The organism is Desulfoferrobacter suflitae (genome assembly GCF_022603395.1).
GTDB classification, from domain to species: domain Bacteria; phylum Desulfobacterota; class Syntrophobacteria; order Syntrophobacterales; family Syntrophobacteraceae; genus Desulfoferrobacter; species Desulfoferrobacter suflitae.
The window spans coordinates 180,035-206,125 of sequence record NZ_JAIBKA010000009.1; the positions used below are offsets into that span (position 1 = coordinate 180,035).

Annotated in this window: 27 protein-coding genes, 1 pseudogene and 1 riboswitch; of the genes and pseudogenes, 18 read left to right on the top strand and 10 right to left on the bottom strand. The window is 53.3% G+C overall.

What is annotated here, in order from left to right:
- Positions 1 to 14: 14 nt before the first annotated feature.
- From K1V27_RS16435 to K1V27_RS16455, 5 genes are all read right to left on the bottom strand, one after another.
- Positions 15 to 1,064, bottom strand: a complete 1,050-nt coding sequence (locus tag K1V27_RS16435; protein ID WP_258931135.1) for a glycosyltransferase family 2 protein — start codon at positions 1,062 to 1,064, stop codon at positions 15 to 17.
- Positions 1,061 to 1,966, bottom strand: a complete 906-nt coding sequence (locus K1V27_RS16440; RefSeq protein WP_258931167.1) for a glycosyltransferase family 2 protein — start codon at positions 1,964 to 1,966, stop codon at positions 1,061 to 1,063. The genes K1V27_RS16435 and K1V27_RS16440 overlap by 4 nt, the downstream gene beginning before the upstream one ends.
- 5 nt (positions 1,967 to 1,971) lie before the next feature.
- Entirely contained in the window at positions 1,972 to 3,429 is a 1,458-nt protein-coding gene (locus tag K1V27_RS16445; protein WP_258931136.1) for a lipopolysaccharide biosynthesis protein, read from the bottom strand.
- A 57-nt stretch (positions 3,430 to 3,486) separates the two neighbouring features.
- Positions 3,487 to 5,283, bottom strand: coding sequence for an O-antigen ligase family protein (locus K1V27_RS16450; RefSeq protein WP_258931137.1), 1,797 nt, complete (start codon positions 5,281 to 5,283; stop codon positions 3,487 to 3,489).
- Between the two features lie 302 nt (positions 5,284 to 5,585).
- Entirely contained in the window at positions 5,586 to 7,769 is a 2,184-nt protein-coding gene (locus tag K1V27_RS16455; protein WP_258931138.1) for a C1 family peptidase, read from the bottom strand.
- 963 nt (positions 7,770 to 8,732) lie between these two features.
- Positions 8,733 to 8,824: riboswitch (cyclic di-GMP riboswitch) on the top strand.
- A gap of 69 nt (positions 8,825 to 8,893) precedes the next feature.
- On the opposite strand from K1V27_RS16455, the gene K1V27_RS16460 reads away from it, so the two are divergent.
- From K1V27_RS16460 to K1V27_RS16480, 5 genes are all read left to right on the top strand, one after another.
- Positions 8,894 to 9,520, top strand: coding sequence for a fibronectin type III domain-containing protein (locus tag K1V27_RS16460; protein WP_258931139.1), 627 nt, complete (start codon positions 8,894 to 8,896; stop codon positions 9,518 to 9,520).
- Positions 9,521 to 9,967: 447 nt separating this feature from the next.
- Positions 9,968 to 11,611: a hypothetical protein gene (locus tag K1V27_RS16465; RefSeq protein ID WP_258931140.1), complete on the top strand. Its 1,644-nt coding sequence runs from the start codon at positions 9,968 to 9,970 to the stop codon at positions 11,609 to 11,611.
- A 251-nt stretch (positions 11,612 to 11,862) separates the two neighbouring features.
- Positions 11,863 to 13,491, top strand: a complete 1,629-nt coding sequence (locus tag K1V27_RS16470; RefSeq protein ID WP_258931141.1) for a GumC domain-containing protein — start codon at positions 11,863 to 11,865, stop codon at positions 13,489 to 13,491.
- A gap of 593 nt (positions 13,492 to 14,084) precedes the next feature.
- The gene (locus K1V27_RS16475) at positions 14,085 to 14,315 is read left to right on the top strand and encodes an AbrB/MazE/SpoVT family DNA-binding domain-containing protein (protein WP_258931142.1); all 231 of its coding nucleotides are present in this window, start codon (positions 14,085 to 14,087) and stop codon (positions 14,313 to 14,315) included.
- A complete protein-coding gene (locus K1V27_RS16480) occupies positions 14,303 to 14,752 on the top strand; it encodes a type II toxin-antitoxin system VapC family toxin (protein WP_258931143.1) in 450 nt (149 codons plus the stop codon). The genes K1V27_RS16475 and K1V27_RS16480 overlap by 13 nt, the downstream gene beginning before the upstream one ends.
- 3 nt (positions 14,753 to 14,755) lie before the next feature.
- On the opposite strand, the gene K1V27_RS16485 is transcribed toward K1V27_RS16480, so the two are convergent.
- The 3 genes from K1V27_RS16485 to K1V27_RS16495 all read right to left on the bottom strand — a co-directional run bounded on the left by K1V27_RS16485 (position 14,756) and on the right by K1V27_RS16495 (position 17,453).
- A complete protein-coding gene (locus tag K1V27_RS16485) occupies positions 14,756 to 15,286 on the bottom strand; it encodes a PIN domain-containing protein (protein ID WP_258931144.1) in 531 nt (176 codons plus the stop codon).
- The gene (locus K1V27_RS16490) at positions 15,286 to 15,519 is read right to left on the bottom strand and encodes a hypothetical protein (protein ID WP_258931145.1); all 234 of its coding nucleotides are present in this window, start codon (positions 15,517 to 15,519) and stop codon (positions 15,286 to 15,288) included. The genes K1V27_RS16485 and K1V27_RS16490 overlap by 1 nt, the downstream gene beginning before the upstream one ends.
- Before the next feature lie 1,649 nt (positions 15,520 to 17,168).
- Complete coding sequence (locus K1V27_RS16495; RefSeq protein WP_258931146.1) at positions 17,169 to 17,453, bottom strand: type II toxin-antitoxin system Phd/YefM family antitoxin; 285 nt, start codon at positions 17,451 to 17,453, stop codon at positions 17,169 to 17,171.
- 677 nt (positions 17,454 to 18,130) lie between these two features.
- Here K1V27_RS16495 and K1V27_RS22875 point away from each other — a divergent pair.
- From K1V27_RS22875 to K1V27_RS16510, 4 genes are all read left to right on the top strand, one after another.
- Complete coding sequence (locus K1V27_RS22875; protein WP_435051674.1) at positions 18,131 to 18,292, top strand: DUF4160 domain-containing protein; 162 nt, start codon at positions 18,131 to 18,133, stop codon at positions 18,290 to 18,292.
- A gap of 8 nt (positions 18,293 to 18,300) precedes the next feature.
- Positions 18,301 to 18,603, top strand: coding sequence for a DUF2442 domain-containing protein (locus K1V27_RS16500; RefSeq protein WP_258931147.1), 303 nt, complete (start codon positions 18,301 to 18,303; stop codon positions 18,601 to 18,603).
- A 177-nt stretch (positions 18,604 to 18,780) separates the two neighbouring features.
- Entirely contained in the window at positions 18,781 to 19,041 is a 261-nt protein-coding gene (locus tag K1V27_RS16505) for a DUF2281 domain-containing protein (protein WP_258931148.1), read from the top strand.
- Positions 19,042 to 19,203: 162 nt separating this feature from the next.
- Entirely contained in the window at positions 19,204 to 19,596 is a 393-nt protein-coding gene (locus tag K1V27_RS16510; RefSeq protein ID WP_258931149.1) for a CCDC90 family protein, read from the top strand.
- A gap of 194 nt (positions 19,597 to 19,790) precedes the next feature.
- Here K1V27_RS16510 and K1V27_RS16515 read toward each other — a convergent pair whose 3' ends face one another.
- On the bottom strand, positions 19,791 to 20,243 hold the full coding sequence (locus K1V27_RS16515; RefSeq protein WP_258931150.1) for a PIN domain-containing protein: 453 nt from the start codon (positions 20,241 to 20,243) through the stop codon (positions 19,791 to 19,793).
- Entirely contained in the window at positions 20,236 to 20,469 is a 234-nt protein-coding gene (locus tag K1V27_RS16520; RefSeq protein WP_258931151.1) for a UPF0175 family protein, read from the bottom strand. The genes K1V27_RS16515 and K1V27_RS16520 overlap by 8 nt, the downstream gene beginning before the upstream one ends.
- A 565-nt stretch (positions 20,470 to 21,034) precedes the next feature.
- Between K1V27_RS16520 and K1V27_RS16525 the strand changes: the two genes are divergently transcribed.
- The 9 genes and pseudogenes from K1V27_RS16525 (at position 21,035) to K1V27_RS22890 (ending at position 25,654) form a co-directional block, all read left to right on the top strand.
- Entirely contained in the window at positions 21,035 to 21,343 is a 309-nt protein-coding gene (locus tag K1V27_RS16525) for a type II toxin-antitoxin system HigB family toxin (protein ID WP_258931152.1), read from the top strand.
- 18 nt (positions 21,344 to 21,361) lie between these two features.
- Positions 21,362 to 21,799, top strand: a complete 438-nt coding sequence (locus tag K1V27_RS16530) for a helix-turn-helix domain-containing protein (RefSeq protein WP_258931153.1) — start codon at positions 21,362 to 21,364, stop codon at positions 21,797 to 21,799.
- Positions 21,800 to 22,028: 229 nt separating this feature from the next.
- A pseudogene (locus tag K1V27_RS16535) lies at positions 22,029 to 22,256 on the top strand (type II toxin-antitoxin system RelE/ParE family toxin); the annotation flags it as partial.
- On the top strand, positions 22,246 to 22,578 hold the full coding sequence (locus K1V27_RS16540; RefSeq protein WP_258931155.1) for an XRE family transcriptional regulator: 333 nt from the start codon (positions 22,246 to 22,248) through the stop codon (positions 22,576 to 22,578). The pseudogene K1V27_RS16535 and the gene K1V27_RS16540, both read left to right, overlap by 11 nt.
- Positions 22,579 to 23,192: 614 nt before the next feature.
- Complete coding sequence (locus K1V27_RS16545; RefSeq protein ID WP_258931156.1) at positions 23,193 to 23,417, top strand: hypothetical protein; 225 nt, start codon at positions 23,193 to 23,195, stop codon at positions 23,415 to 23,417.
- Positions 23,396 to 23,788 (top strand): type II toxin-antitoxin system VapC family toxin, encoded by a 393-nt coding sequence (locus tag K1V27_RS22880; RefSeq protein ID WP_353740595.1) that lies wholly within the window; start codon positions 23,396 to 23,398, stop codon positions 23,786 to 23,788. The genes K1V27_RS16545 and K1V27_RS22880 overlap by 22 nt, the downstream gene beginning before the upstream one ends.
- 711 nt (positions 23,789 to 24,499) lie before the next feature.
- Positions 24,500 to 24,934 carry a toxin-antitoxin system TumE family protein gene (locus K1V27_RS16550; RefSeq protein WP_258931157.1) on the top strand — a complete coding sequence of 145 codons (435 nt, stop codon included), beginning with the start codon at positions 24,500 to 24,502 and terminating at the stop codon, positions 24,932 to 24,934.
- Positions 24,935 to 25,083: 149 nt separating this feature from the next.
- Complete coding sequence (locus K1V27_RS22885) at positions 25,084 to 25,371, top strand: type II toxin-antitoxin system RelE/ParE family toxin (protein ID WP_353740596.1); 288 nt, start codon at positions 25,084 to 25,086, stop codon at positions 25,369 to 25,371.
- Positions 25,372 to 25,375: 4 nt separating this feature from the next.
- Positions 25,376 to 25,654 carry a HigA family addiction module antitoxin gene (locus K1V27_RS22890; protein WP_353740597.1) on the top strand — a complete coding sequence of 93 codons (279 nt, stop codon included), beginning with the start codon at positions 25,376 to 25,378 and terminating at the stop codon, positions 25,652 to 25,654.
- Positions 25,655 to 26,091 lie beyond the last annotated feature (437 nt).

Below are 26,091 nucleotides of genomic sequence, written 5' to 3' on the forward strand. Positions count from 1 at the left end.
GGTTTGAACCCGGCCTATGGTTTGAACCGGCCTTTGAGAATCGTGTGATCAAACCACACCCCAAGAAAAACCGCAAGGCTGTAAAAATAATAGAAAAAATGCAACGGGGCCACGGCGATGGCGAAGGCCGCCCCCTTTTTTTGCACGAAAAAGCGGTAGAATTTCCAGTTGATCAAAACAACGGCCACCATCAGCCAGGGGATCCAATACCCCGCCTTTGCGACGACCAGCGACAGCGCCGCGAGAATCGCCGTCAACCCTGTCAGAACCGCGCTCAGCCGTTGGGAAGCCTGCAGGTTCAGGTCCTTGTTCAAGTGGCCGCGCTCCAGCATCAGCCTGGTCCACGGGAGCGCACGACACAATATATCAGATCGGAGCAGTCCGGGCAAAGTCCAGCGCTTGAGATGCTTGACCTGCAGGCGCTTGTCGAGCAGAATGCGGTATCCCTGCTGCTTGATGCGGTAGCCCAGTTCGATGTCCTCGATGGACGGCACGCCATAGCGCCCTTCATCGAACCCGCCCAGTTCCCGGAACACCGCGCTTTTGACCGCGCCGCAGCCGGCCCAGAAGGTGGTCGCCTCCGGGTTTCCCTGCTGATGCACGAAGTGATGTGCGAGGTTCTTGTATTGCGACAAAAAGCCCTGGTCTCCAGGGCTATCGTCGTAGGATCCAAACAGCGCGGCGACATCATGGTCGGCGAAGTTCTGCACCACCCGGCTCACCGTATCCGCGGTAATGACCACATCGGCATCCACAAACAGCAGGATATCCCCCCTGGCTTGCCCGGCTCCCCGATTGCGCGCCGCGGCGGGGCCCATCCGGCGCGCGAGTACCACCGGGTCGAGGCCGAAGGACGCGGCCGTGTCCGACGAGCCGTCGCTGGATGCGTCATCGACGACAATCACTTCATAGCGCGGGTAACCGGTGGTGAAAACGGCCTCGAGGCAGGATGCGAGATGCCGTCTCGCATTGTGCACGGGAATGATGATGGAAACCAGAGGCTGATCCATTCCCGCCGCTGAGCTGTCCGTTCCGTTCGGATGCGGTCGGCGCTCGCTCGTCATGAGGCAAAACCCCGGCGTCGCCAACGCGCAATCAGCTTTTCGTAAAAAAATCCAAGGGCATTGACCGCCTGCGACACGAGCAGAAGAAAGCACAGGAGCCGCTTTCTTGAGGCCGCGGGTTGGGTGAACGGGTAGCGCATCAGGTCCAGGTAAAAGGAGATCGGCTCCACGCGCACACTTTTCCTGTTCTGCAGCGAAACAGCCCGGTGAAAACGGGCTGCGCCGCGACCGTACTTGAAGTGCTGGCGGATGAACGATGCGGCAGACAGGCGGTGGGCATGATAGACGACAGCGCGCGGCTCATAGTGCAAGTCAAAGCCCAAATGGGCCAGGCGCACACACAGTTCGCGGTCTTCCCCTCCCAGCTGAAAGTTTTCATCGAAACGTCCCACCCCATGAAACTGCTCGGCTGCGATGGCCAGATTGTTGCTGGTGAAAAAAAGACCCCGGCCGGGGCGCTCCAGGTAATACCCATAGAGATAATCCACCAGCAGCTGGCTGGCGGCAGAGTAGCCGTTGCCGGATAAAACGTTCACCGTCCGGCCCCCGACGGCGCGGCGCGCATTACGCTCCAGGGCCGTCTCCAGCTGCCGCAGCCAGTCCGCGTGCGGAGCGCAGTCGTCGTCGGTGAACGCCAGATAGGTCCCCGCGCTTGACGCGGCGCCTCGGTTGCGCGCCACCGCCGGGCCCTGGTTACTCTGGATGACCAGCCGGATGTCAAGCCGCTCCTTGAATCGATCCACGATTTCCGTTGGGGGCCTGGCGCTGCCGTCGTCGACGATGATGACCTCGAACTTTTCGCGCGGGTAATGCATGCCGGCCAGTGCCGGCAAACAGAAACCGGCCAGCTGCTCCGGCCTCTGATAGGTGGGAACAATTACCGAAAACAGGGGTCCAGCCATATTGCTCACAAGTCAGGTGCTCCTCGCCGAAAGGTGCCTCGCACCATTTGGATTTCTTCTCGGGAGAATTCTCCGGCGGCCGTCAAAAGGATTACCACGATGATCGCAAGAACAGCGATTTTTGGCAAGAGCCAGATTTCGGACACGGGCCAAAAGGCGGAAACCGGATAGCTTACAGACAAAGTCAGCAGACTGCGCACGGCCGATTTGCCCGGCGGCAGTACGCTCCATTGCCGGTTTACGGCGTAAACAGCCAGCCCGCCGTGCAGGGTGGCAAAGGTCAAGGTGATCAGCGCGGCCCCTGCGGGACCCATGCGCGGAATCAAAAGGACGTGGCCGCACAGTGCCAGGGGAACCATCGGGGCGGTCACCACCAGGGTCCAGTTGGGTTTGCCCCCGGCCGTCAAAATGCCGGCGGTCACCGCGATCATCACCATCCACAAGGCCGCGAAGGTGAGAATCGCCACCAGCGGGGCGGCGGACAGGTAATCCGACCCGAAAAAAAGCCCGACGATTTCTCGCGAGGCCCCCGCGACGATGCCGGCAAAGGGAAACAGCAGGAGCACCAAGCGCATGGCATTGCGCGCCATGAGTTTCGCGTCGGCCAGGCGCCCTCCGGTATACAGCCGGGTCAACGCCGCCAGCAGCGGATCGGCGAAGGCGAGGGCCAAAATTCCCGGGATCAGAGTCAGGTTCTGAGCGGCCGCATACACCCCGGCCTGCGCGGCAGTGCCGCCAAGGGATTTGAGAGCAAACAGGTCCAGCCGGTCAAAAATTCTTACGCTGAGGGCCGCCAGGAAGAGGGGAGCGGAATACTGCCAGAATTTGGCCAAGGGAAAATGCTCGCGGCCGAACACCGGAGGTCGAACAAAACAGCGGACCAAACCCAGTTCCAGCAGGGACGCGCAGATGCTTGCCAGAATCGCACCGGTCAGCGAGAGGCCCATCTCCACGAAAAGAATGATGAGCGCAAGCCGGGCGATCCAGTAGACCGAGCTCACCAGGGCCTTTGCGGCAAACCGTCCCAACCCCAGCAAAACCGCCTTGTGAGCACTGGAGAGGGCAAACAGCGGAATATCGACGGCAAACAGGCACAGATACTTGATGAGGGAAGGTTCTGCCAGCAGGCGGGAAATCGGCCATGCCAGCAAAATGAGGGCTGCGAGGGCGGCCAGGCCCGTCAGGCCATAGAGCCGGAGGGCCGTGGAGGCGACCGGTTTCCATTGTTGCGTTTCGCTGACAAACTTGACGGTGGTCCGGTTGAAAATGGAAGCAATGGTCCAGCCGGTCCAGGAAGTGATCACGGCCGCCAGGCTGTAAAGTCCGTAGCTTTCCGGCCCGAGTGTGCGGGTGAGAAAGACGACGGTCAGAAGACCGGTCGGCAGCATGAGGGATTCCGCAAGGAAGATGCGCGTGGATCCCTGCAGTACCGAAGCGCCGGCTGTGGAGTCAATTTTACGCATATTTTCAATGGAGCCGGGTTGCGGCGCAAAAAGCGGCGCCTGACCTGCGCCGCAAATCTATGTGGCGCATGAATCCTCATTTGCTTTTCTGCCAATGACAAGAAAGAAGCAATAGCCCAGGACGAACGAAGTGTAAATGGGGAAGGAAAAATCCAGGGTCAGGTTGTCAAACAACTGCGAGCCAAAGGAACTGCCCAGCAGCGCCGCTCCCACCCAGCTCTTCATGTGCCACAGCAGCACGGCGCTGAAAGCGAGGAGCAGGCCGAGCCCAAGCAGGCCCTGTTCCACCAGCAGGTTGAGGAGAAAATTATGGGCGTGGAAAAATGTCCTCTCTTCGGGGAGATATTGGAAGGAGCCGAATCCTATTCCGAGCCATGGCCGTTCCTTCCAGTAGCCGATCGACCGTTTCCAGATTCGCACGCGGCCGATGTCGATCCGGCTGAGTACCCGTTCGAAATCGTGGGAAGTCCAAACACGCCGGTGGTCAAAAGTGTCGTGAAAGTGGCTGCTGAACTGGATGTCGTCGATTCTTCCCGCTCCCCGCACCAGCAAGCTCTTGACCCCTACCAGCGTCACGCCGGGGGTTCCCTTTTGCAGGTCCGCCTGCAGGTCCCGGGTCACGCTGTGCCATTGGCCGTCCGTCACGCCGGGGCCGAGATCGAACGCCAGCCCGGCTTCATAGACGGTGTCGATGAACAGGCGCGGCGATGTGTACAACAGTTCGTCCGGCCCTCGATCCGTCTGAACCGAAACGGTCAGCACAAACGGCTGTGAAAATTGCATGCGCCAACCCAGGGTGCAGTCGTCACCCTCTTGCGTGACGACGCCGCCGAAAGAGTACACGTAATGGTGCGGCAGCCCCGATCCCGCCAATTCATACACGTGGCTTTGCCGCTCGTCATCGTATACTCTGGCGATCTCGGCACCCTCAGGTTCATCGGGCAACGTGGACCAGCCGGTGTCTGCCCCGAGGTAACTCTGAAAAGGCTCCAGGACCTTTTGCAGTTGCGGCTGGAAAAAAAGGGCGGCGCCGGCGCCGCAGATGCCGATCAATGCCGCAAAGACGGCGGCCGGCCGGAGCCATCTCCGCCGGGTGGGGAGAGCGCTCCAGTGGCATTGCGTGTAGGCGAACAGTGCCAAAAAGCCGACCAGGATGATTCCAATAAAGGAATTGCTGCTGCGGCTTTGCAGGATGCCGGCAAGGGCCGTCAACCAGACCACCGGGATAATGACGATGGAAAGCGGCGACCAAAGGCTGTACCAGATGGCCGCCATGGCGTGGGATACCAGCGCAAAACCGAGAATATTCGGGTTCACGTACAGGCCGCCCCAGCCCTGGATTTTTGCCGGGTCGCGCAGGCCCGGCTGCAGCCATTCGAGATACGGCGATCGGATGGATTGCAGATACCAGATGAGGGTGACCAAAAAAAAGCCGATCAGCAGCGCCGCGGCCACCCATTTCCAGCGCTTTTCTCCGCCGACGTACAAAGCAATCCCCAGCTGCACGGCGATCAGCCAGCTGCCGACAAAGCGAAACAACAGGACGATGGACGTTCGAAAATCTTCGCCCAGAAAGCCGTTGACCAGCAGATAGACGGACCACAGGGCCATGATGGCAGCCAACAATTTCAAGTCGTTGAGATACTCGAAGACGGCCCGCCAGTTGGCGATGCTCAGGGCGGTGAGCATGACAAGCATCGCCACCACCGGCAGATGAATGTCGAAGATGAAATGAAACAGGTAGAGATCCACCGCCTGGCTCATGACGTAGACAAGCGTCACGCAGGCGATCAAGGGATCAGTCGGCACATCCTTGCCTGCAATGAATGACTTGATGGAATGGCTCAACGGCACACCAAGATCGTTGGCTCCATGCGCAGCTCCACACAAATAAGCGGCCGAATTCCGCAGGTTGGTGGAGCTGTACTAAACATCGAGCTTTGCAGAAAGTTACTCAGTCCCCCCCCTCACCCCGGCCCTCTGCCGCCGCGGAAGGAGAGGAATCATAAAATTTCAGGACGGGGATTCATTAGCACGATCTGAAAAATAAACCAAGCCGGCCGTAAAATGCAAAGGGCATGACCATTGAACGGCCATGCCCTCAAATTACTGCGGTCTCACCCCATACTTTGCGGGATGCGAAGGTATGATTGATTCTATTCCAATAAAATAGACAGCCATGGCATGCTCTTGACCGGTGTGTAGATTCCGGTTGCGGCATTGTTCGTTGTTGTGATCTGCAACACCTGGGCGCTGGGAGTCCTCCAGCCCGGCAGCGGCGAAAATTCCAACAGGTGGAGGCCCAGGGAGAGGCCCAGTACTTTGTCTCCGTTACCATGCCATGCTCCGCCGTCGATTCGCCATTGGGCATTGGCTGTCACAACATCCTTCTCGGCGGCTGTCAAACCGTCCTTTTGAGCGAGGATGGAAACAGTTAGCGTTGCAGAACCGGATTGTGCGGAGTAAACTCCTGCAAGCGAAGTGGTTTCTCCATTTGTTATGGCTGCGATGAGATTATTGGGTTTGGTCCACCCTGCAAGGTCTTTGAAATCGACCACATGATCGCCTGGAGTCAAATCGGTCACAACGCTGCCGGAATTCCTCCATACGCCGCCGTCCACTCGCCATTGGGCGCCGATTTGGGCTGCCGCCGCGGGGCTGATGGCGACGCTTAATGAGCCGCTGTGAACAGTGTAAACACCCTCAATGGACGAAGTTGTGTTGTTGGAAATTGTGACGGTTTGCGATGGCGGCATGTTCCATCCCGGCACATCCTTGAAATCCACTCGATGTTGCCCGACAGCCAGGCCGTATGCCGTATCCCCGCTGTTTCTCCAGGTTTCTCCGTCCACCCGCCATTGAGCCCCGGCGCCGACCGCTTGAACGGGCAACAACGTCACCTTGAGGTTGCCTGTTTGAAGCACATAGTCTGCCTCGATGTAGGTGGTTCCTTCACTTTGAATGAAAACCGTCCGGCTGGCGGGTGTATTCCATCCTGGGATCTCCTTGAATTCGATCAAGTGATAGTCGGCCGTCAAGCCGTATGCCGTATCCCCGCTGTTTCTCCAGGTTTCTCCGTCCACCCGCCATTGAGCCCCGGCGCCGACCGCTTGAACGGGCAACAACGTCACCTTGAGGTTGCCTGTTTGAAGCACATAGTCTGCCTCGATGTAGGTGGTTTCTCCACTTTGAATGAAAACCGTCCGGCTGGCGGGTGTATTCCACCCTGGGATCTCCTTGAATTCGATCAAGTGATAGTCGGCCGTCAGGCCGTATGCCGTATCCCCGCTGTTTCTCCAGGTTCCTCCGTCTACCCGCCATTGAGCTCCGGCCGATATGGCTTGCAGTGGAGCGATGGTCACCCTGACCGAGCCCATGCTGCTTGTTCCGCAGCCTGAAAATTCTACGTAACTGGCGCCATAACCAACTCGTGACATGTTGTAGCGGATGCGCATGTAGCCGTTTTCACCCCAGTAAGGTCCCCAGCTGTTCTTGAGGATCCAGTAACCGTCATCCACACCGTGATCGTCGTTCCAGCCCACCAGGGTGATACCGTGATTGGTCAAGTAGGGTTCAGTGCAAGAGCTGGATTCATCTGCGTTAAAAATCCCGCCCGTATAATGTTGGAAGTTGGGACCTACGCAAATCGATGCGGCAACCGCGCCATAGTCGTAAATGGCCTGCTTGATGGCGCCGACGGAAGTATTGGTGTAGCTCCACCAATCAATCTGGTACGGATGTGAATAAGGCCCTCCGCACGCCAGGTCCTGCCCTGCATAGGGGAATTCCGATTCCGGCACGGCTCCCGGCGACTGATGGTAATCATGGGCCCACCAGCCGCCGTTGCATCCCATCCCATCCAGATTACACGACACCAGGTACTGCTCCGAAAGGTCGACGGTCGTTCCGCACAGGATCTTGATTTGATGTTCCAATACCGCCACCGTGCTGAAAGCCCAGCAGCTCCCGCAGTAGCCCTGATCCTTGACGGGAGTGACTCCGTTGTTGTCGCGCCAGTCAAATGCCGGGGGCAGCGCCGTGATGACCGGAGTGGCCTGCAGCTCAGCCGATTTCAGTTGATCTGGTGGCGGTCTGAGCCCGCAAAGCTGTTCGATGGTGTAGTCTGCAGCCGGATTGTAGCCTACCGAGAAGGTATAGCCTCGATCCAGAACTTCCCGTTCAACTTTCTGCAATTCCGCCATTATTTCGGAGAAATCGCGCTTGCCATGCCCGCGGCCTGTTTCGTCCTGAGCCGGCACAAGGTTTGGCCAGAATACAGTCAATAAGACACCGATAAAAATGCCAGAGAGAAAAACGGTCCTGTGGCTACTTCTACTCATTCAACCTCCTCGATAAGACCAGCTTGGACGGCATGCGAATCCCCCGTTGTCGGGCAGCCTGCCGGCAAAACGATCGGGGGTAAAAACATTGTTCTATACGCTCTCAGATGCTGAGAGGCAGCATCTGAGAATTCTTATCACAGAGCAATACTTGTACCAAAATAACAACAGCTGAATCTAACGATTTTTTTTCATGTCATTGCGGCATAAGCTCAGGCTCCGTGTTGACGATTCACCTTACATTTGTCAGGGCGAGTGCGCGCCTGTCTCATCCCGGCGTTGCAACAAGGGCATGGCACAGAAATTTGGAAACTCGTGTTTGCGTAGGTCAGGGTGCGACTGGAAGGAGCTCCCTGACGCCACGGTTTTGTCAGGGAGTGCTGCGCACACCCTGACCTGCGGAGGATTTTGCGCATCCTCCAGAGCGGTTTCCAAATTTCTGATGGCAGGTACTGTCGAACAGGCGTCAAAGTAGCGGTTGAATTTTCCAGACATGGATTACATTTCTGTAATCCGCTCCACCATTTGAAATCCATCGTAAGTTGACCGGGTCTCGTGAAATCCCAATCTGGCTTCCATGATCTCTCCTGTCCCCCGCAAGTGTAGGTTGGGTTGAGCAGCGCGAAACCCAACGACTGAGTGCCGCGGCCCGATGTTTGGGTGACTGGCAGGTGTAGGTGTAGGTGTAGGTTGGGTTGAGTCACGCGCTGCGCGTGACTCAACCCAACGACTATTTCGCTGGGTTTCGTACCTCAACCCAGCCTACTTGGAAGCCGAAATCATTTTCTTGAACGGTGACGAAACCCAACGACAATCCTCCCGCCGACCACTCTCCCGCACGGCATGGAATTTGAATAAAATCCGAGCAACGCAACAGGCAATAAAAACAACCGAGCCTCTCGCAAACCCGGCCAAAATGATACCCAAGGCGTTCTGCAAGAGGCTCAACCAGCACCATAAATCGCTTGATAAGGGCAAACCATCCGAAAGGGTGGGACGCAAAGCCACTGGCCTAAGTCCCGGGGTTATCGGGATACGGCGGCAGGGTTGCCGGGCGAATACGGCGCCTCCCGCATGCGGCTGTATTCGGCGCGGCCGCAGCATCATAACGGGGAGGTTTTGCCATGCAAGCCGACAGCGCAGCCCAATGCGGAGCTCTTCACTCCTCCAGGCTGGTCACTCTTCTGGTCGTTCTTCTGCTCTTTCAGATTTTTTCCATAAAAACGGCTTACGGTGCTCAGCTGACCGTGGCGTGGGACCCCAACAACGATTCCGCCACGGCCGGCTACAAACTCTATTACGGGACGCAAAGCAAAGCCTACGATGTTTCCATCGATGTCGGCAACTGCACGCAGCATCAGGTGGCCGATTTAAAGCCGGGAACCCTCTACTATTTCGCGGCCACGGCCTATGACGCCGGCGGCAATGAAAGCGACTTTTCAGAGGAACTGGTGGTGAATACCCCGAGCGACCCCGCTTCCAACTCGCCGCTTCCCGATCCCGCCCTGGATTCCGATAAGGATGGCATCCCCGATGTGGATGAAATCAATATCTATGGCACCGATCCCAACAATCCCGACAGTGACGGCGACGGCATCAGCGACGGTCAGGAACTGCAGCTCTGGGGCGGCAAATGGCGGGACGATGACGACGGCAACGGCATCATCAACCTGCTGGATCCGGATGCAACCCCGTCTGAACCGAAAAATCGGGTAGATATGGGGCCCGTCTATTCGCTGCTGCTCGATTGATCACCGTGTTTCAGAAGCGGAATGGCCGGTTTCATCGCCCAAAATTCCACCGGGCCTGGTCGCTCGGCACGCATGACAAGCCGCAGCCGGCGAAGCCTCTGGTGGGTTGCGGCGCAAAGAGGCGCACCTCCACCCACCGAAAAAGGCCGGCGTCCGGCATGACAATTGCCGCTGCGTTTTTTCCTCTGTTGAATTTCCCACCCTTGTGAGTTAGTCTCTACCCGGAACTCGCCCCTCACCCCGACCCTCTCCCCCCCGTGCGGGTGGAGAAGAAGCGTGCCGCGGCTCCATGCGTGGGTGACCGCCGGCCCTCGATGGGAAGAGATCAAATGACGGGGTGAACCTTTCAAGCACAGACGGCTGCAGGCAGCACACGCCCGTCTGCGTTCATCGGCGTGCATCTGCGGCCAAAAGTCGGTATTTGTAGAAAACGATAAGAGGAGCTATATGAGCAAGAATCATCCGCAGGAATTGGAGCCGAAAGACCAGCGGCACATGGTGGATTACCAGGAATTCGAGGAAGACGAAATTTCCATCAGGGACCTGATTTTAACGCTGTGGCGTGCGCGCGCCAGGATTGTCACCCTGTCGCTCGCCGCGCTGGTGGTGATCGGCGGCATTGCCGGCGCATTCTACCTGTTGCAGCAGAAGCAGCACGTGGCCAAGCTGGAATTCAAGCTGCTCTTTCAGGGGGCCGATGACGGCAGGTACCCCAACGGGATGGCCTTCAGCCCGTCGGACATCCTTTCCATGCCGGTGCTGCAGAAGGTCTATGACGAGAACAACATGAGCCGATTCATGGAGTTTCCCGAATTCAAGTCATCGCTGTCGGTCTTCCAGACCAATTCCAGGCTGGCCTTGCTGGAATACGAATATGCGCAAAAACTGGCGGAAAAGAATCTGAACTTCGAGGCCCGCCAGCGACTGGAAGCGGAATTCCTGGAAAAGAAGAAAAATCTCCTGGTGCCGATCTATTCACTGACGTTCGTGCAGGAGGGGCGCGTTGAGTTTCTGCCGGAAGCCGTGGTGGCCAAGATTCTCAATGATATTCTGAACGCCTGGGCCAATTACGCCGAGCGCGTCAAGGGCGCCAACGAATACCAGATAGAGCTGGTGTCTCCGAACATCATCAACCAGGAGGCCATCGAATCGGAAGATTACCTGGTGGCCACGGACCGCCTGCGGCTGACGGTCAACCGGGTGCTCAAGGATATCGACAAGCTGTCCGAGCTGCCCGGTGCCAAGATCATCCAGATCGGGGAGAAGGGCATTTCGCTCAGTGATCTGCGCTACCGTATGAAGGATCTCGATCAGTTCAAATTGAGCCCGCTGTTTGGTCTCATTCGGCAGGCGGGGGTTTCGCGGTTTCCCGAATTCACCATGGGGTATCTGCAGAACCAGCTGTTTGAAATTCAATTGAAAATGGAAGAAGCGAAGGCCGACGCCAACGTGTACGAAACTTCCCTCAACCAGTACGTGCGCAAATCGGGCGGCGCCGGCCTGGCGGCCGACGGAGGGCAGCCGCCCCCGCAGACGGGTGCACTGGAAAATGTTCCGGCCATGATCCCTCAGTTTGGCTCGACATTTTTGGACAGCCTGGTGCAGATGGCCCAGGAAAACTCGGATGCCGCTTTCCGGCAGGACATTACCAGGAAGATGATCGATGCGGGATTGGAAAAGGTGAATCTGGAGTTCGAATCCAAGTATTACCAGGAACTGTTTGACAGGTTGTCCGACCTGAAGGCGCAGCAGGAAAGTGCGGAAGAGAGGGAGGCGCGAGCAAAGTTCATCCCCCTGGCGGAAGAGCGCATCAATGAAACGCAGCAGCAGGTGTTTGACACTCTGATGCAGACCATCCATGAAATGAACAGCATTTATCAGGAATTGAGCAGGCACAACCTGAACCCCGAACTGGTCCTGTTCAGCGTGACGGCTCCGGTGGTCACCAGTATTGAAAAGCCGGTTGCGCTGAAGAAAATATTGATCTATACGATTCTTGCCTTGTTCTTTCTCGAGGGCGTTATCATCGTCGGTGTTCTCATCGGGGGCGGTCTCCGCACGGAGGGGCCGCAGGCCCATGCGAGCGCGTAGAGGACCCATCCGCGTTAATCGGCGTTTATCGGCGGCCGATTGAAAACGACGTGCAGGTGTAGGCTGGGTCGAACGTGTGGGCTGGGTTGAGGGACGAAACCCGGCAAAAAGTGCTGGCGGTCGATTCAAGGCGCTGCAGTCTTTAGGAAAACCAAGTCCACCCCGGCGTTATGATCACTGTGGAGGGTTGCAGAACAGGTTAGCCGCGAGCTCCCAGGGCAGGCACAAATCCATGACCAAGGAGGGGAAAAATGCCCGGTACGCAACAGCAAACCCCGGAGGGCAAAGCCGACAGGACGGCGTTACGTTCCGAGCAGGCCGACGAAATTGGCGTCAGGGATCTCATCCTGGCCCTGTGGCGGCAGCGGGTTCGCATCCTCATTTATTCTCTCGCTGCAGTGGTGGTGATCGGCGGCGTGGCGGGTGCAGCCTACCTCCTTCAGGACAAGCAAAAGATCGCCAGAGTCGAATTCAAACTGCTGTTCGAAGGGATCGACAAGGGCCAGTACCCCAACGGCATGAAGTTCAGTGCTTCCGATATCCTGTCAACCCCGGTCCTGCAGAAAGTCTACGATGAAAACCACCTGAAAAAGTTCATGGAGTTCCCTGATTTCAAGGGGTCCTTATCCGTCTACCAAACCAATGCCAGGCTCTCCCTTTTGGAGCACGAATACGCGCAGAAGCTGGCGGAAACGAACCTCAGCTTCGAGTCTCGCCAGCGCATCGAAGCGGAGTTTCTGGAGAAGAAGAAGAACCTCATGGTGCCGGTTTTTTCGCTGGCCTTTGTGCAGGAAAATCCTGGCTCATTTCTGCCCGAAACCATGTTGGCAAAGGTCCTCAACGACATTCTGAGCACCTGGGCAAGTTACGCCGAGCGAGTGAAAGGAGCCAATCAGTACCAAATCGAACTGGTTTCTCCCAATGTCATCGACAAGGAAAGCATCGCATCGGAAGATTACCTGATCGCTACGGACCGGCTGCGCTTGACGGTCACGCGCGCCCTCAAGGACATCGACCGGCTGTCCGGGCTGCCTGGAGCCAAAATCTGCTGTATCGGGGAGAAGGGCATTTCATTGAGCGATCTGCGCTATCGCCTGAACGATCTCAATCAGTTCAAGCTGAGCCCGCTGTTTGGCCTCATCCGCCAGGTCGGGGTGGCCAAGTTCCCCGAATTCACCCTGGCTTACCTGCAAAACCGGCTGTTCGAAATTCAACTGAAGATGGAGGAGGCTTCGGCCGACAGCGCGGTGTATGAGAGTTCCCTCGACCAGTACATTCGCAAGTCCATCGGAGTCGGGCTGCCGCCCGGCCAGGGATCAGCCGCCGCCGCCCAGGGCCCGCCGGCACGCACCCCGTTCGAAAACGTGCCCGCCATGATTCCTCAGTTCGGTTCCTCCTTCCTCGACAGCCTGGTGCAGATGGCCCAGGAAAATTCGGACTCCATGTTCCGGCAGGACATCACCAAGAAGATGATCGATTCCGGTCTGGAAAAAATCAATCTGGAATTCGAAGCCAAATATTACCAGGAACTCTTTGATAAAATAAACAGTTTCGATTTCAACCGGGGCGAGCCCAAAACGGATGTCGAGGAACGATTTGCCGAAATGGCAACGGAGCGCATTGCAAAGACGCAGGACCAGGTTTTTGCCGGGCTGGTGCAGAGCATAGACCAAATGAACGCCATCTACCAGAAGCTCAGCAGGGACAACCTCAACCCGAACCAGGTGCTCTACACCATAACCGCACCGGTAGCGGTGGCCACGGAACGGCCGCTCGGCCTGATAAAGCTGGCGATCTATGCGATGCTGGCGCTGTTCGTGGCGGAGGGGATCATCGTAGTCGGCCTTCTGCTGAAGTTGGGATTAAGGATTAAGGATTAAGATCTTCTCCTCGGCAGCATGGAAGGTGCCGTCGAGACGGTGGGGGACCTGACCGAGCCGGTCGTCGAACATGAGGCACGGGAGCCGGATTGATGGATGATTCTCCTGGATTCGCACACCTGGATAGGTATAGGTTGGGTTGAGGTACGAAACCCAACACCTGTTTCGCTGGGTTTCATACCTCAACCCGGCCTGCTTCGATGCTGCGACGGGGTTGGCCCGCACAAGCTGAGCGGCGATAGAGCCGGCCAATGGGCAATGACGATAAACGGACCATGGCGAATCCTGAATGCCTTTCCTGTCTTTGCTTTTGAAAATTGGGAACCGCCAAGGCGCAAAGAACGCAAAGAACGCTGTTAGCTCCAGGGGCTGGATCTTTTCCTGATCGGTTTTCCCCGATCAGGAAAAAACCCACTCCTTAGCGTCCTTCGCGCCTTAGCGGTTCCAATAAAACCAACCCGAGGCAACATCCAAACCACCCAAACCCCGCGATTGTGGAGCCTCCTCCTAACGAAGAACCAAGAACCCATTGTTGACAAAACGCAACACTTGCTTTACTGATAGGTAAAACATATTTGTGGGGGAGAGTTGCCATGCCCATTGTAAAGCTCAGCAGCAAATCGCAGCTTGTATTGCCGGCGGCCATTCGTAAACGATTGGCTATCAAGCCCGGCGACCTTCTGCAGGTTATTGAAAAAGATGATGCTATTGTTATTCGCAGAGCACCGTCATCTTATGTCGATGCGTTGGAACGCTGTGCTTCGGACCTTTGGCGGGGATATGAGACGGAGCTTGAAAGATCGCGTGAACGATGGGACAGTTAGATCCGGAAAAACTGAGCAGAGGCAGTATCCTTGGGCTGGACACCGTAGTCTTCGTTTATTTCCTGGAACAACATCCAAGACATTACGCAACGTCAAAGCGGCTTTTCCGCCGTATCGAAGCGGGTGATCTGACTGGTATCATATCCACGCTGGTTTTTGCCGAGCTGCTGGTTCCTGCCTGCCGAGCCAATGATTTCGAACGAGCCGAAATTTTGGTCCAATTGGTGACTGATTTTCCGAATATAAAGGTGCTCCCGTTATCTTCGGAAATCTCAGTTGCAGCGGCTCGCCTGCGCGGAGCTCATGGTATGCGGACACCTGACGCCATCCATGCTGCTACCGGCTTGAAAATGGGCGCCGGGGGCATCATCACCAATGACAGAGAATTCCTAAAGCTAGCGGGGCTGACCGACATTTTGCTGTTTGATGCAGACTGATAATCAGTGTTTTGTTGGAAATTGGATCGAAATGATATGGAAGAATCGCAAGACGATAAGGAAAGTCATTGAAGAGCGTTTGGATCGGGGGGGTATGTTGCTTTTTTCTTCTACCGGTAAAGCCATGAATGGATTTTCAATTAGCATTTCTTGGATGATCTGCCCATTCTGCAAATCCTCGGTAAAGAGGCGCTTGGTCCCGCAGGCCAAAGCGGTCTCAATAATGAGAGAATCCCGGAAAGAAAAGCCCTCCTGACGGTTCCTTGCGATTGCAGCAAGCACCAAAGCACTATCTACTTGGATCGTGTTTAGGGCAGCCAAATTACGGACCGCTTGTTCTGCCGAATCGAGGGAGAGCGGTTTAGCAAGCTTGCGTGTCACGACCACATAGAATTCCTGAAGAACTTGGGTGCTCAGGGTGGCTCGGCCCGCTTCAACTTCCTCCTTAAGCAGGAGTTGGGCCTTGGCTTTCTTTGCGGGAGCATCTTCGTCAAAAAGATAAACCAGGATGTTGGTGTCAAAAAAGGATCGCATCAGTCGCGCTGGTGCAGATCATTCCGACACCAGACACGACCTCCGCGCCTGGAATCCGAATTGCGGGATAAAGCAATCAGTTCCTGGAGTGCTTTTGTTCGCTCGCTGCGCAAACCCGCATAAGCCTCCAAAAAATCCCGCAGCACAGAATTGACGGAGGTTCCCTGCTCGATGGCGCGCAGCCTCGCTTTCTTTAAGGTTTGACTATCCACGGTGATGGTCAAGTTGCTCATTTTACCCTCCTGTGCTCCACAGTCTCGGTGTAACACACATTTGAAACGAATCAATTTCTAATCAGCCTTTTGTTACTTCGCGAGGGGACAGAATCCAAGCTCTGGGCGGCCACCTATGCTTATGATCCTAACGATCTAAACGCTCCAAACGACAAACGAAGAACCAAGAGACGGATTAAGGATCAAGGATTACGGATTACGCCGGGAACCCGAACCAAGAGCCAAGCAGTCTTTATTTTCCGAAATTCACAATCCGAAATCGGAAATTGTTTTCCGTCTCCCGCCCTCTGTCTTCTGTAGTCTGGGTCTTCTGCATCATGCCCCATGCCCTCTGCGCCCCCTTCGTCTCCTTGATTAACTTCTGCAAAAATTTGTTTTTTAAACTTTCCGCAATCCGCAATCCGCCTTAATCCGTAATCCCCAACACCCCTTCGTTCCTTCCTTGAATTTCGCAACGAGGGTGCATAGAATGATAAGGCCTTTAGATCATGACGAGTGGGCTGCAGCGAGACGGTTCGGGCGCGATTCCGAAAGAGCGTTTTATTAATTGTTTCCAATGCTTGCTGAAAGAACAGGATCTTAAGCCAAGGAGTTCAAGAATGCTGGCGCGAAAAATGAGGACAAAAATCGGCGAAGACAGAATGCTCGTCATTCATATGCCCGACATTCCGCCCGGGGAAGTTGAAATAATAGTCCTACGAGAAGACGAGCGGACTACCGATGTTTGTGATCCTTTAGCTCAAATACCCAAACGTCGAGTTGGGAAAATTATGAACGGGGCAATAATACGCGGCCAGGATGCTGGTATCCACGTAGTACATCAATAACGCTCCCGGTTTCTCATACGCACAACGGTGGTGCTGAGAGGTTCGCCGGAAATTCGAATCGATTTCCGAAAACCTTTCAGACTTGGCAGTGGTTTAAGCTCCTTTTTTGGTGTCACAATGCGGGCAGAACAAGGAAGACCTGGAAGACTGGGAATTTTCTCTCAGCGCCCTGAAGTGGTGGCAGGCGAAGGTCAAGGAGCTCCGGGGTGTTGCAGACGCTGCGTAAGTAGTCTGATGTCATTCTGTCTTACAGTATCAAGAGATTCGAACAAGTCGGCGGTTCGCTTCGGCTGACAATGGGAATTGATCTTGCCGACTGCTCGAAGCTCTACGTTCGTGAAACCGTCATGGCGGGCATGAAACGCAATATCTCCAAGCAATGAACCCGTATCAATAACGATTTGGTGCACATCCGCGTTAATCTGCGCTTATCGGCGGCCAATTTAACGGTGATGGACCGAGGTATCAGAATGAGCTCCGAGCTGAATGGGAATGAAATTGGCATGTGGCCCGAATCGCTGCAAGGTGTCCTGCAAAACGCGAAGAACGCAAAGAACGCCGTTAGCTCCAGGGGCTGGATCTTTTCCTGATCGGTTTTCCCCGATCAGGAAAAAACCCATTCCTTAGCGTCCTTCGAGCCTTAGCGGTTCCAATAAAGCCAACCCGCGGCAACATCCAAACCATCCAAACCACCCAAACCCGCACCCAGAACCCGTTATCGCCCCCGTTTCGACGCCACAATCGCGGCTCTAACAGCAAAAAGCGCCTGATTTGTGGTAGTTTTCAAAGGTAATCAGAGCAAAGCGCATGTATCCAGCAACATCAGTTTGTCTCCGGCCATTCATCATCATTCAGAGGCTCTGTCGGATCATATTTGATCTTAATGGCGCTCATGACCGGATGCGGTGCAAGGCGATCGGGGTGCGTGTGGGGCACCAGGTCGGCCACGGGTTTGCCATTCCGGCATATAGAGATACGCTCCCCGTTTTTTTCCACTTCAGCCAGGAGAGCCGAGAGCTTTGTCTTTGCTTCGTGGACATTGACAGCCTTCATCGTTTCCTCCCTTTCCGGACCGGGTCTTGTTGCCGCCTGACGGGATATCGGCATTTCACCTCATCGGAGTAGCAAGCTGCCAAGTAATGGTTTTTTTGCATACTTTGAGTCAACTTAGTTTATTTGACTAAGTCCGTCAAGTCGGAATTCTGGTGAGAGCAGAGGGGAAACGTAAGTTCATAGGTAATTCAGCCACTGGACTCGGTCCGACCCCAGGCTTAGCCGACAGGCTTAGCGCTTATTTATGAACCACAAAGGCGCAAAGAACGCCAAGGCTGTTGTAAAACAACCTTATCAGCAGCGGCAAGGGGGTGAAGAGGTGAAGAGGTGATGAACAATTCGAAAGAATTCGCTGGGTAAATACTCGCCTTCCATCAATGACGATTTGGTAATTGCTCTTGATTTCATAATCGCGTGGCTCAACTCCGAACTCAGGTACCTCCACTCCCCAGCCTGGGACGTATTTTTGTTTCCGAAATCGACTTGTCTTGACCTATGAAATCTATCAAAATATTGTACTACATGATCAAATCCTTTGCAGACGGCCGAACTCAAGATTTTATGAATACGGTAAAGCCGGCAAGTTTCGAGGGCTCGATATTGAGGCTGCCGAGGATTTGCCGGCAGGGCTCGATGCTGCGACGGCTTTGTCGGACCTTAGCCCGTTAAAGAGTGTTAACGCGTTGCCCTACGAAGAAACGATACAAAGGATACAGATGCCCATATTGTCTATGTTCTTTGGTATCATTATCAGAATGTACTATGACGATCACGATCCACCACATTTTCATGCTGAGTACCAAGGAATGAAGGCGGTTTTCGATTTCAGGGGTAACATACTACGAGGGGATCTCAAGTCGAGAACGGCGACAAAAATACCCCCATTAGATTGAGGACTAAAATGTGGAATCTAAATGAAGTATCTGAAATCAATTACAGAGGCGGCTACGTATACAGAATAGCATTTGATGATGGTCTAGAGGGAGAGATTGATTTTTCAGATTACATAGGCAGAGGACCGATTTTCGAACCTCTGCGAGACATAGAGTATTTTAAGATGGCCACGATAGAGGGCGGCACAATAGCATGGCCAAATGGTGCAGATGTAGCACCAGAGACACTTTACGAGAAACTGGAAGGCGGTAACAAGGGCATGCTCGCGGACACGAAACCACGCGGTGACGATATGGTGGTGTTATCATGAAGTTCCGTGGCCGCGTGATTTCGTGTCGGTGATGCGTTGGCGTGCACAAGCTTAGCGGCGAGAGTAAAAGCTCGTGTCCTTTCGGCAAGTGTCCATCCGAAATGCTTTTCCTGTCTTTGCTTTTGAAAATTGGGAACCGCCAAGGCGCGAAGAACGCAAAGAAAAAGGATTTGTACCATGAGAGAACAACTGACCGTATCTCGGATCAAACAGAAGTTGCACAAGATACCTCCGGAAAAGCTTCAAGAGATTGTTGATTTCATTGACTTTATACTGACAAAAGAAACTTCAAGAAACGACCGGAAGGTCGAAAAGCTGGAGGGAATTTGGCAAGAGCTGGGCTTCGAAAAGATTTCAAATTTGGATAAAAGTATTCGCGAAATCCGGCAGGAAACTGAAACGGGACTTCTGGAAAGAATCTCTAGATGCGGTATTTAGCAGATACAGTCGCAATTGTGAGGCACTTTGCTCACTGAAATGCCTTTCATGTCCCCTTCCTTCTCTTCGTTTCCTCCTGTAACAATCTTTTTTTGACGAAGAACGTTGAACGTTGACTTCCCGCATGCGGCGGTATAGTCTAAATCAATGTATGGAGCAGCCATGAGTGGATTAGGGTTCGACACACACGCATATGTAAAGAAGTTAAGGGCGGTAGGGTTCACTGAGGAGCAAGCCGAAGTTCAGACGCAGGTGATCGTCGAACTGATCGACGGGCATTTAGCTACCAAACGCGATCTGAAGGAACTTGAGGTAGTCCTGCGAAGAGACCTCAAGGAACTCGATGCGGCCCTGCGAAGAGACCTCAAGGAACTCGATGCGGCCCTGAGAAAAGACCTCAATGAAGTTGAAGCAGCTCTGAAAAGAGATATTGAAGAGCTACGCCGCGATATGAAAGAAATGGAGCTGCGTCTGAGGCACGATTTGACCTTGCGTTTGGGAGGCATGCTGGCCGCCGGCATCGCTGTGGTTGCCTTATTGGTAAAGCTTTTTTGAGGCATTTCGGGTTTCGGAAGAAAAAGCGACAACAAAGCAAACGAAGCAGCACTGCTCAAAAGCGCAAATCGTAATCCGTGCAATCATTTCTTTTTAACCAAGAACGACGAACCAAGAACCAGGAACCAAGCACAAAGAGCGGATTTGCCCAAAGCCTGGCCACTCTCAATCCCGTTCAGAGTTCCAGCAAAGAACTACTTGTTCCATTTGGAAAGTTCATCCAGCAGTCTCTCGCTTAAGTAAAAACCTGCTTCCTTTAGCTTAGTTGCTTCCTCATAGGCGCTCGAAATCAATCCCATCCCTTCGGATTTCATCAAAATCCCTATCGTCCCGACCACTTTCAGGCCAAGGGATTCGGCGATTTTACGTGCTTTGGAATCATCAATGACTACCCTCATGCCAGAATCAACGCCAAGGGTGATCACCTCTGATTCCCCTCTACCCAAACCAAGCTCACCGACAAACAAGTTTATCAATGGACTTTGGACTTGGCGGATCGAAAGACAAGTTAATTCCAATGTTCCAAATTCATCGACAACAGCTCTGGGAATGATAATTTCTGAATAGAGCTCGCAAAGAACCGGGGAGAGACGAAGTTTTTCCAAGGCAATCAGGGCGGATGTGTCAATGACTGCGCTCTCATGCATTTTCAAGCTCTTTGTACAGGTCCATATCGGTGTACTTTATGGGAGCCACTCCTCTTTGGAGGAGAATTTCCACAAATGCCCTCTCTGAGAATCCAGCGACTTCAGCAGCCTTTCCCAACGAGAGAAGACCGTCGTCGAGAAGTTTAATCGCAAGGAGAAGCCGTATCTCATCCTCTCTCAGATTGAGTTCAGGCAGGTGGACACATTTCGTCCTCGTCGTTTCCATATGACATCTCCATCATGGATCTCGTCACGTCCAAAGCATTTTGATCCGCCAGTTCAATGATCTCGGTCACGCGCTGTTCACCTCCGCCGCCGCATGAGGGGCCTATTCGCGCTGCTTTGTGTCTAACTTTTGAGTCACAGTATCCATGCCTTTGTCTTTCCTGAAGATCTTGTCGATACAGTTCGAATAAGAAAAACCATCAGTTCTTTTCAATCATATCTTAAGGCCCAAGTTGCTGCAAGTAGACTTCGCTGATAACAATTTCATTTCCGAAATTCGAGATTCGAAATCCCAAATCCGAGAATGATTCCCGTCTCCCCCTCAATCCTCTGAGCACTGCATTATGACCCAGATTGTGTGTCCACACATTCTTGAAAACGTTATTGCGGTCAGCACCCCCGAACAGGCGGAAATTCAAAATTCAAGACTGAAAACTGAGCATAGCTCAAAGTCAGCAACCAGCAACGAAGAACGAAGAACAGCCCGCAACTCAAAAGTCTGTTAATTGCCATGTTGACAGAACGTACACGGATAGCCATAATATGGCGAAGGTTAAGGATGGAGGATGTGGATCATTACGAAGGACAAGCTCAGACGCTTTTGGGAAGTTCATAAACCGGCGAGATCCCCATTAGAAGATTGGTATCGCGTTGCAAATAAGGCAAAATGGGAGCACATCAACCATGTTCGCCGTGTCTTTCCAAGTGCTGATGCAGTCGAGGTGAAAAGCGGGAGAACCGCGACAGTCTTCAATATTAGCTGGAATAACTACAGGCTGATAGCATCGATCCACTATAACAGGGGAAAAATCTTTATTCTGGACGTTTTAACCCATGCCGAGTACAGCAAGGGCGCCTGGAAAGAAAAGTATTAGAGGAAAAGGAGAACGTCTATGGTAGCCGTTGTACCGCCCGGCAAAGAAGGATCTCAGCGAGAAGGGACGGCAGGGTTTTCGAGCGCCAAGATTTACCCTGTTTGGCCTTTGAGAACCGAGGACGATTATTTGCGAGCCATCGAGGTAGTGGATCAGCTCGCCATAAAGGGCGAAGATAGTCTTGCCGAGGCCGAGCAGGATCAGTTGGATATTTTCAGCGCTCTCATAGAAGTCTATGAAAACATGTATCATCCAATGGTCTTACCTAAAGTGTCTCCGCTTGAATTCTTGCAGAAGCTGTTGGAATTCAGCGGTATGAATGAATCTGATTTGGGCAGGCTCCTCGGGGAGCGTTCCTTGGGGCACAAGATCCTTAAGGGTGAACGCCAACTGAGCAAAGCCCATATCAGGACGCTGAGCGACTACTTCAAGGTGGATGCCAGTGCTTTTTTGTAATTCGACACCGTCATAGGATTCATAAAAGGTTTCTGAAAGCACTCCATATTTACGCTCATAGCCGGCCAGGTCTTCCTCCAGTGAGTGCATCTCCTGCAACAGTTCATCAAGGGTTAAGGTACTGCTCACTGCTTTAGTCTTCATGAGTGATCTCCGATTCCGTATCATCTGCATTTAAGATACGTTGCCTTAAAGCAGTCAGTTACCAGAAGTACTGTAAAAGGCGCGTATTAAAAGGTCACAACACGGCAACATGCGCGAACTGCGCATTCAGCACACCGGCCGACCTTATCGCGTGCTCTATGCCTTCGATCCTCGCCGATGCGCGATTTTGCTGATCGGTGGAGAGAAAACTGGAGACGATCGCTGGTATGACGAATATGTGCCCATCGCAGATCGGCTCTACAATGAACATTTAGAAACATTGCGCAGGGAGGGCTTAAAGGATGGCTCGTAAATTTGCTGAACTGGAAGCCAAAATGTCGCCTGAAGCAATCGCCCGATCCGAGGCGCGTTATCGGGAAATGGTTGCGGAGATGCCTTTGCATGAGTTGCGCCGTGCTCGGGGAGTGTCCCAGGAAATGCTGGCGAAGCTTCTGCACATCAAACAGCCCAATATAGCCAAACTGGAAAAGCGAACCGATATGTACATTTCCACGTTGCGCGCGACGATCGAGGCCATGGGGGGAACACTCGACATCGTGGCTCGTTTTCCCGATGGCGCTGTGAAGATCACGAACTTCTCGTCTATCGACGAAGGCGAGACAGCTGCGACCTGACGCTTGATGTTAGGATACATCGGCCAACTCAGGCAATGTGCATCTCTCATTGGGAAGTGTAGAGGTTGCCGGTTTATTTGGCGGCCGGATCATCTTGGCCTCGCTTTGACTGCATAATGGCAAAGGCTTCATCCCAGCGGCTTTCATCCTCCAGTTCCATCAGCATCCTTGCGGCTATGGCATCCCGGCTTTCTGGGGAAGTTTTGAGACGGCCTCAAAAGCCTTCTTGAGCAGTTCGGTCATGGAGCCTCCTTCTTGTGAGCTCGGGATACAGTGGCAGCATACTCCCAGTAGTAGGCAGAGTCAATTTCCCTCTTGCCAAGAACCAAGAACGACAAACCAAGAACTTTAAAGAACGGCACAGATTTTGTGTGTTCATTTTGACTGAAAGCATTAAGTGCGAGGGCAGCCACGAACAGGGGACAACTCAAAACTCAAAATTCAAAAAAGTACCAAACGCGAAGAACCAAATCGTTTGTGTGTTTGTGTTGACTCAGATCCAGCTTGCTTTAAAATCAAGTGGGAGGCGGGCTCCATGCATACGACTGTGGTTCAATTTCAGACGTTTGTTAAGGTGCAATTGTGGACAGTTATTCATCTGCAGAGGATCTAGAATGCAAGTAGTCAGGGAAATCAAAAAGGTTGAGGGAAGGCGAATTACGATAGACTTGCCTGACACATTTTATGGGAAGGAAGTTGAGGTGATCGTGATACCGTTTAAAAGAGCTCCTGTTCTGGATGATCGTGCTGAGTGGAAGAGGGACTTCCAATCTGTTTCGCAATGGGACATCAGCGAAGAGGATGTGAAAATAAAGTCATGGCCGGTAGAAGAATTTTAGTGGACACATCGGTTGTAATCGACTTTCTACGGAAGCGGAAAAAAGAGAATTCGCGCCTGTGGAAAATTAAGGAACATAATGTTTGTTTCATGTCCTCTGTGACCCTGTTCGAGTTGTATTCCGGAGCAAAAACAGCAAGACATCGCGAGGACATCAGCAAGATAACGAGATGGATAGACTCGGTTTTCTTTGACGATGATATAGCGGAAGCAGCTGCGCTGATATACCGAGATCTGAAAGGGCGAAATGAGATTGTGGAATTCAGGGATATATTCATTGGCGCGACCGCGAAATGCTATGATTTATGGGTTGTGACATTGAATCTGCAAGACTTCCGAAGAATCAGCGGCCTAAAGCTACTCGAAGAATGATGTCGAACATATGATTACCAAACCAGCTCGACACGATCATGCTGGAGCTATTTCTTGAAATCATACCTTATGGTCGGAATCGCTGCAAGCAACCTTCACCGATAACGCTTTGGTAATTTAGCAGCAGCGAGCAGGGGGCAAGGAACTCTGCCCTCTGTGTTACACAACGAAGCAAACGAAGCAGCACTGCTCTCAAGCGTAACCCGTAATCCCTATCCTGCTGCCTTTCTTTGCTTCTGTAAACAATCTTCCCATTTAACCAAGAACCAAAAACGCCGCTTCCCTTTGCGTCTTAGCGCCTTTGCATGAGAGCTTTTGTGATTTAGCTGTTTTTCCCCGCAATCCGAAATTGCCTTCTGCCTTCTGCCTTCTGTCCTCTGCCCTCTGCCCTCTGCCTTCTGTAAAAGATTTCATTTCCGCAATCCCAAATGTAATTGTATGTGCCGGCACCAAACGCTTTAAACCAGGGGAACCGAAAATTAGGAACCATCAAGACGCAAAGAGCACGAAGAAGGGAATTAGCTCCAGGGCTGGATCTTTGCCTGATCGGCTTTTCCCCGATCAGGGAAAAAACCCAAACCTTTGCGTCCTTTGCGCCTTAGCGGTTCCAATAACAACCAAGAACGACGAACGACGAAGCTCCAGGTCTGAGCTTATCCAGGATTGGGCCCTACCGGTGGCCCTTTCCAGAACGGAGCAATATAGTGCGGAATGCGAGTTTTACGAACGGAAGCACGGAATTCCGATATCATTCTGTCCTTCAGCATCAAGAGATTCGAACAAGCCGGCAGTTCACTTCGGTTGAGAATGGAAATCGATCTTGCCGACGGCTCGAAACTCTACGTTCGCGAAACCGTCATGCGGGGCATGAAGCGCAAATATGCCTATCATTGGCAGGACAGCGCCGGTCGCCTTCTCATCCGCTGGGATAATGCGCCCGACTGGGAGGTGGAAAGTTTTCCACATCACTGTCCCTTTCTATTGCTTTCTCATTCGGCATTCCGGGGATTCGATGAGAGAGAGCCCGGAAAACTTCGCGTCACTTGGTTATTTCACGGTAAATTTCCTCTGCCTTCCATCCGGCTTAAGACTTGTCTTGACCTACGAAATCTATCAGATTATTGTACTATAATCGTTAAGGATTAAATGTTGCGTTCTGCACGATATTCTGGATTCCGGGTTAATCCCGCCCCGGCGGGATTGCCGGAATGACGGTAGGAATTGGCGCCCATGCTCGTCATGCCGGCGAAAGCCGGCATCCAGGAATGCAACTTGTCACTCTCAAACAGTATAACATGATCAAATCCTTTGCAGACGGCCGAACTCGAAGATTTTATGAATCCGGTAAAGCTGGCAAGTTTCGAGGGCTCGATATTGAGGCTGCCGAGGATTTGCTGGCCGCGCTCGATGCTGCGACGGGGTTGTCGGACCTTAGCCCGTTAAGGAGTGTTGGCCTGCACAAGCTGAGCGGCGATAGGGCCGGGCAATGGGCAATGACGATAAACGGACCATGGCGAATCTGCTTTCGATTTAAAGACGGAGACGCTTCTGAGGTTCAGATTGTAGATTATCATGCAGGGTGAGAATATGAACGCGGTGCATCCTGGTCGGATTCTTGGAAGAGAACTTAATGCAAGAAATATTACAGTAGAGGACCTTGCATCCGCATTGCGAATGCCGACCGGTCAAATCTCACAAATCCTAAATGCAAAGCGAGGCATTACTGCCGAAACAGCGCTCAGGTTAGCGCAGTATTTCGGGAATAGTGCTCAATTTTGGATGAATCTCCAATCACGATATGATTTGATCATGGTCGAACAGGAAAAGGGCGCCCAAATAAGGGCCGAAGTGGTGAAAGCCGCATAAATGCGAGTGACGAGTAAAAGCTCGTGTCCTTTCGGCAAGTGTCCATCCGAAATCCGAAATGCTTTTCCTGTCTTTGCTTTTGAAAATTGGGAACCGCCAAGACGCGAAGAACGCAAAGGACGCCGTTAGCTCCAGGGCTGGTTCTTTCCCTGATCGGCTTTTCCCCGATCAGGGAAAAAATGACTCCTTAGCGATCTTCGAGCCTTCGCGGTTCCAATGAAGCCAACCCGAGGCAACATCCAAACCACCAGGGCCCATACCCAAACCCCGTTACCGCGCCCGTTTCGACGCCAAAGTGGCGGCCCGTAGAGCTTTGGCGGAAAAGATCGAGTGTTAAAAATGGAGCGGCGTCTGCGGCATGATTTGACCCTGCATTTAGGAGGCATGCCGGCCGCCGGAATCTCGGTCGTCCCCGCATTGGTGAAGCTTTTCTGAAC